The 6,046-nt window shown below is 34.7% G+C and carries 11 protein-coding genes; all 11 read left to right on the forward strand.

Annotated elements, in window-relative coordinates; all coding sequences use genetic code 11:
• Window position 1 precedes the first annotated feature (1 nt).
• Window positions 2-562, forward strand: coding sequence for a hypothetical protein (locus A6049_RS15370; RefSeq protein ID WP_145921929.1), 561 nt, complete (start codon window positions 2-4; stop codon window positions 560-562).
• A 40-nt stretch (window positions 563-602) separates the two neighbouring features.
• Window positions 603-1,181: a hypothetical protein gene (locus A6049_RS15375; protein WP_063565491.1), complete on the forward strand. Its 579-nt coding sequence runs from the start codon at window positions 603-605 to the stop codon at window positions 1,179-1,181.
• On the forward strand, window positions 1,162-1,347 hold the full coding sequence (locus A6049_RS15380) for a hypothetical protein (protein WP_063565492.1): 186 nt from the start codon (window positions 1,162-1,164) through the stop codon (window positions 1,345-1,347). Before A6049_RS15375 ends, A6049_RS15380 begins: the two co-directional genes overlap by 20 nt.
• 112 nt (window positions 1,348-1,459) lie before the next feature.
• Window positions 1,460-1,894, forward strand: a complete 435-nt coding sequence (locus A6049_RS15385) for a hypothetical protein (protein WP_063565493.1) — start codon at window positions 1,460-1,462, stop codon at window positions 1,892-1,894.
• On the forward strand, window positions 1,895-2,032 hold the full coding sequence (locus A6049_RS33275; protein WP_161490598.1) for a hypothetical protein: 138 nt from the start codon (window positions 1,895-1,897) through the stop codon (window positions 2,030-2,032).
• A 21-nt stretch (window positions 2,033-2,053) separates the two neighbouring features.
• Complete coding sequence (locus A6049_RS15390) at window positions 2,054-2,320, forward strand: hypothetical protein (protein WP_063565494.1); 267 nt, start codon at window positions 2,054-2,056, stop codon at window positions 2,318-2,320.
• 95 nt (window positions 2,321-2,415) lie between these two features.
• Window positions 2,416-2,745: a hypothetical protein gene (locus tag A6049_RS15395; RefSeq protein WP_063565495.1), complete on the forward strand. Its 330-nt coding sequence runs from the start codon at window positions 2,416-2,418 to the stop codon at window positions 2,743-2,745.
• On the forward strand, window positions 2,738-3,109 hold the full coding sequence (locus tag A6049_RS15400; RefSeq protein WP_063565496.1) for a hypothetical protein: 372 nt from the start codon (window positions 2,738-2,740) through the stop codon (window positions 3,107-3,109). The genes A6049_RS15395 and A6049_RS15400 overlap by 8 nt, the downstream gene beginning before the upstream one ends.
• 32 nt (window positions 3,110-3,141) lie before the next feature.
• On the forward strand, window positions 3,142-3,840 hold the full coding sequence (locus tag A6049_RS15405; protein WP_063565497.1) for a phage tail tape measure protein: 699 nt from the start codon (window positions 3,142-3,144) through the stop codon (window positions 3,838-3,840).
• A gap of 110 nt (window positions 3,841-3,950) precedes the next feature.
• A complete protein-coding gene (locus A6049_RS33280) occupies window positions 3,951-4,124 on the forward strand; it encodes a hypothetical protein (RefSeq protein WP_161490599.1) in 174 nt (57 codons plus the stop codon).
• Between the two features lie 299 nt (window positions 4,125-4,423).
• Window positions 4,424-6,046 (forward strand): recombinase family protein (locus A6049_RS15410; RefSeq protein ID WP_063565498.1); only part of this gene is annotated, 1,623 nt, incomplete at its 3' end.

The following is a 6,046-nucleotide window of genomic DNA, read 5'->3' on the forward strand; positions in this document are numbered from 1 at the left end:
TATGATTACAAATTACAATCCAATGTTTGGATCAAAAGAACAGTGCGAAGATCTTGTAAGACAAATTAAAGAAAATAATAAAACACAAGAGGAGAATGTAAATATGAAAGAAATTATTGTTGTGGTTGACTTGAACAGACAGATTAAAGAGAAATACGATATTTTCAAAACCATTATGGGTGAGGGAGTAGAGGGGTCAATTCATCGAGATAGAGCTGAGTTAACCAATGGAGATGCTAAAGTGAGAATTATCTCTTCTAGTGGTATTGGAGGTCAAAGAGGGGATCATGTACTAGATATGTCAAAGAAAAATGATAAAGAATATGTGGATGCTGTTCGTAGAATGGAAGTAAGAAAAAGGGAAGTTCCCAATGACGATCCATATGTTAAGCTTCAAAAAATGGGGATTAATACAAATGACTTGTCAACACTTTCTCAACTTAATGCAGCAAAAGCAGTAGTTGGTTTGAACCTTGCTAATGAAGCCATTGAGTACAGTGAATTACTTGATAGAGCCTATGAACTGAACATGTGGGTAGTGGCTAATCCTCCGGTAAAATGATAGTTTCATAGACTTTAATTGAAGGGAGGGATGTTAAACATTGATTCAAAAGGAAGAAATAGATGAGTTGGCAGCCTTAAGGTTGGCTATGAGATTTACAGTAGAGTTTATCAAGAAACATGATCGACAATATAAAGATTTAGTATACCTAGATTTGTTACATAAGGGATTGTCCCTTATGCCAGATACGGATGTATGTAGGAAAGCATTTCAGATTATCGACAACGATGGGATTTATCCAGACGAAGATTACTATGAGAAGCAGCATATCGATGTACTTAATGAAAGACCAATAGATCAAATTACCTCTGTTTTTACCGCTGGAACTAAGAGATCAAAACGTCATTACTATATGACTTCTTTTGATATCCCTAATCCAAATGGAGAATATCCTAAGTATCTTCAAAAGGTAACTATGTACAATCTTTTTCAGGTAAACAAAAGATATGTAAAAGAAAAAGTGTTCACTGAGACTGTACAAGGTATGGATAAGATAGATGGCTTGGTTTTGGAGCATCTAAACTTAGGAAGCATGAAGAAGGTCGGTAGTATCTTATGGATGGAAATGTTAAGAGGACAAAATAGAGAGGGAAGAATAAATGAACGAAAAAGATTTTAAAGATATTTGTGATAGAGCAATTGAAGAGTTTAATAGTAGACTTTCATTTGATGTAAGAGAAAACTTTGTTACAGCAGCTCAGGAGACTTACATGAGAATGTCTATTATGGAGTATCACAAAGAGTTACTTAAACGTGGATATATTATTGAACCTTCGTCAAATTGACGGTAGATGAGGGCACAACGTGTCCCATTGTAGCACAAAACAAGCGCTTTAGAGCAATCTTAATCGATTTTGTAGCACAGTGTGTACATCTGGTACACAGAGAGGGGGAGTTGTGCGGTTTTATGAGATGCTTTATGCAAATGTAGGACAAGAATTGAAGAAGAAAGCAGCCCATTTGCTACAAATCAGTATTAACGAATCACTGATTTCAGATGAAACTTGCTTAGTTGATATAGATGGATTCAATATTCCACAACTATTATCAGGTGTAATCGTACTTGTTGCGGCTGAACGCAATATGACGGTTATTATGGGTAGTGGATGGATGAATCCATATCAAAAGCGATACTCTCATGTATACACGGTAAGCAGCTTCAATAAACTACATAAAAATAAAAGACCAAGCAACATTCTCATAACTGAAGGTGTGGATATTGATAAATTGAAACTTAGCAAGAAGGATAAAATAGTGTCTGGTTTCGTTAATTACGAGAAGTATCACAGGAGAGAGATTAGAAAATTAAAGTTACGAGAGGAGGTGAAGTAAATGGAGAAACTTACAGCAGAACAAATGAATGAACTGATTTCAAATCATCCAGAATTGGCACAACATATTTATTGCACTGGCAATGGACGTTTGATTGCAAAAGAAGTAATTGAAAAATTGCAAGAACTACAAAAATAATTCTACTAGAGGAGATACATATTGAATACACATACCGAGATGGAACAGTTGGTAAATGAATACACACGGGGATTAAGTTCACTGAAGATCCTGTGTGAGAATGATAACTTTTGGAACAATCGTCCCTCTGATAAAAAAGAGTTAGTTTTGTCACAGTTGGAAGAAAAGAATAATCCACGGATTAATGACTTAGTTCACAAAATGCGTAACAACATTGATTTCTCGTATGAGTTGGATGATTGCTTGTTGGTATATACAAATGGCAAGTTCCAAAAGGGTCTAAAGTAATCAAAAAGTAGCAAGATACATACACCTATAGCCAGTTGCCTAAGATGGATGACAATGTAATACAAAAAATAAACATTATAGAGGAGAAATTAAATATGAAAACAACTAGTCCAGCAGAAGTAGGAAAAGCATTGAAAGATTTGGCTACACGAATCAGAGAGCAAGAAGAGAATATTGAAATGGAAGATATTCTGGCGTATCTACATAGTCAAGGTAAGACAGATATCACTCTTGAGAAATTAAAAGAAGACTATGAAAAAGCTCTACACTTTGCGAAGAATGCTATCAATGTTAATACTGAAGAAACATGGTTAAAATTGGGGTACACGTTTGAACAGTCAAAGAAGCTTGAAAAACTCAACGGAAACGAACTAACCAATGCAATTAAGGGATATGAGAAAGAGATTGAATCTAAAAATGAGTAAACTTCTAAAATATTCAAAAGCCCTGAATCATATGGGTAACTCCCTCAACAAACATCTGTCTCTTAGAGATTTTGCAGGAGTTACAAATTACATAGAAAAGTTAAACGCAGTAATAGAAGCGACTATGAAACTAGATCCACCTAAAATCATCAATGGTGATCATGTTAATTTGGTCAGAGTCTTAACGCAGTATGAGTGTGCTTTGAGAGAACGATACATCAACAAAGAGAAATACAGTACAGATAGTTTCATTAAAGAAATTGCATTACAGTACACAGAATATGAAGTAAGTGACCATGTTCAAGAAATTCTTGAGAAGTTAGAACCAAGTATTAAAGCCTATCAGTTTGCAAAATTGAAGTAATACGACAATACATAATAGAGGAGATAATATAAATGGAAAACAACAATCAGCAATTTAACGAGGAAAATGCTAAACAACTTTCAAAGACTCTTGGTGCACTTGGGATGGCTTTGGTACTAATTGCGAACAAGGCAAACCCGAATGATATTGGATTAAAAAAAGAAGACATTGCTAATTTTCTAAAGGCTATTGATCAAAGTAAAAACACATACGACATCTTCAAGGAACTTAGTGAAGTGTGGGATCAAGTAGAGGTTTCAAAAGAAGAAGAGGTCGTTCGAATTTATAATGAAGTAGGTAATAAGTTCGCTATCTCTACCGATGGTATTGGGGAATCAATTAAACGTTCAGCAGGAGCATTAATGAAAAGCGAAACCCTATTTGAAGCAGCAAACATGACTGTGCGAGATCCCATTAAGGTAGGAAAGGCATTGAGAATCATCTCTCTTCGTCTACATGGACTCGATGAGGATTCAAATAGAATTGAAGGTTTGAAAGAAGAGATTGAGAATAAACTGAATACTATCAATCTTTCTCTGGTGGATGATACAGGTAAACAAAAAAGTTTATTCAAGGTAGTCAGTGAACTAAACAGTGTGTGGAATGATCTGAATGATTATCAGCGCGCCGATGTACTGGAATTAATTGCAGGGAAATTGAACGGTAATATTATTTATTCAATGATTCTAAATTTCGATCTTGCTCTTGAAGCCTATGATCAAATTGAGTAAGATTCTGTCGGATACATCATGTACATTGCAGATTCAATGGGGGCACAATTTCGTGCTCTCTACAATCTAAATGAAATACGAATTTCACCAAAATACAAAGGAGTTATTGAATGGCAAAACGGGAAAATAAAGATGCTGTAATAGAAATGCTCATAGTAATGTTAAGACAAAACGGAGCAGTAGGTTTTGAGATAGTGGACAAGATTCATGATTTGCAGATGGATGAATACATCTCATCGCACTATGCAAGTCATTTGATTAGTTTGACGGAAGATGAGTATTGATTATAAGTAGTTTAGAGAGTAAATACATATTCAGATCAAATTAGTTATAGGACAGACATTCTTCCTCATACAGTATAGAGCAGAAGGGAGGAATGATTTATAGCCATTAAAAAAGAGGTAAAGATTGTTTACGTCCCCAATCAAGAAACGTTACAATATACATATCAGAACGATGAACCACTTCATCAAACTATAGATTACATCATCGACAAATTATTTCAAAATCAACAAAAAGATGAGGGTGGCAAATAGTCACCCTTTATCCTTTAAATTTATTACATATGGAGGTGAATAAGAAATTGAAATATACAGCCATTTATCCAAGGGTCTCAACCGGAACCCAAGCAGACGAAGGAACCAGCTTAGAAGGTCAACTTGAATTAGGACATAAGAAAGCTAAAAGTTTAAAAATACCAAAAGAAGAAATCAGAGAGTATATTGAATATGGATTCACAGGAGAAGATATAGATAGACCAGCCTTAAATGAATTAATGCAAGATGTTAAAGATAAAAAAGTTAAGAGACTCATCGTTACTCACCCTGACAGGCTTACTAGGGATTTAACAGATAAGTTGATACTATGTCGTGAACTTGAGAAGAATGATGTTGAACTTATATTTGTTGATACAGAATATCTGACTACACCTGAAGGACAACTTTTCTTTAATATGATGTCTTCTATAGCTCAATATGAACTTCAACTAATTAAAAAAAGGACAGTCAGAGGAAGGATTAGAGCAGTAGAAAAAGAAGGTAAAGTAATGCCAATGAGAGTAGCCCCATTTGGATATGATTTTAAAGATGGGAAATTGACTATCAATGAAGAAGAATCGAAATTCGTACTCTTAATTTATCAATGGTATGTGCGCGAAGGAAAAACTCTCAGGGAAATAGGAGAAGAATTATTAATGCTTGGCGCGCTTCCCAAAAGAGCAGAAAGTAAAGCATGGAATGCGAGTTCAATATCGAAAATTCTTACCTCAAAAATATATATAGGAATATATACTTACAATAGGCGTGAAACCAAGAAAATAAAAGGCCAAAAAACAGCAAGTGGAAAAGCCAAAAAGACATATAAGATTAGAGATAGTTCAGAATGGATAAGGATATCAGTGCCAGCAATTATTGATGAGAGTTTGTTTACTTTGGCTCAAGTTCAAAGAGGAAAGAATTTGACTCGTAAAGGTGGAAACGTAAAACATAACTATCTTCTTAAGTCACTAATGAGATGTTCGCATTGTGGTAGAAGATGGGAAGCAACAACTTACAACTCAAAAAAACAAGGTGAGAAAGTAACCTATCCTCTCTATCGTTGTTCTGGAAAATATCCAAGAAGATTTGGGGAGTCCGTTCACAAGTGTAATGTTCCAACTTTGAGAACGGATATACTCGATGATTTTGTATGGAGTATTGTAGTTAAATTTTTGGACAATCCAGAAGAGGTGCTATCAAGGCTCGAAGAAGCATCTAAGTCGCCAGATGATAATTTGAAGGAATTAGCAGATGAGTATTCGAGACAATTGAATAACAAAGAAGATGAACGCACGAAGATAAAGCTCATGTTTCGTAAAGGTATAATTGATGAGCAAGAATTAGATGATGATATCACGCAACTAAATAAAGAGATAACAAAAATACAAAATGAATACGACAAAATACAGGACAAACTGAATTCCAGAAACAACAAAGAAGCAACGAAAGAGCAGCTTATGGAATTGGCTAATGCGTTTAAAAAATACACAACCACTAAACTCACTGATGAAGACAAAAGATGGATCATTGAGAAATTAATTGATGAAATTATAATAACTCATGATGATGAAGAAAACAGATTTTCTATCTCATGTATTGGTTATTTGGGTGAGAAATTACCAACAAGGGATACTTACTCATTTAACCTTGTTTCGAGTACACAACCTCAA

Source organism: Paenibacillus sp. O199, from assembly GCF_001636635.1.
Classification (GTDB): domain Bacteria; phylum Bacillota; class Bacilli; order Paenibacillales; family Paenibacillaceae; genus Paenibacillus; species Paenibacillus marchantiae.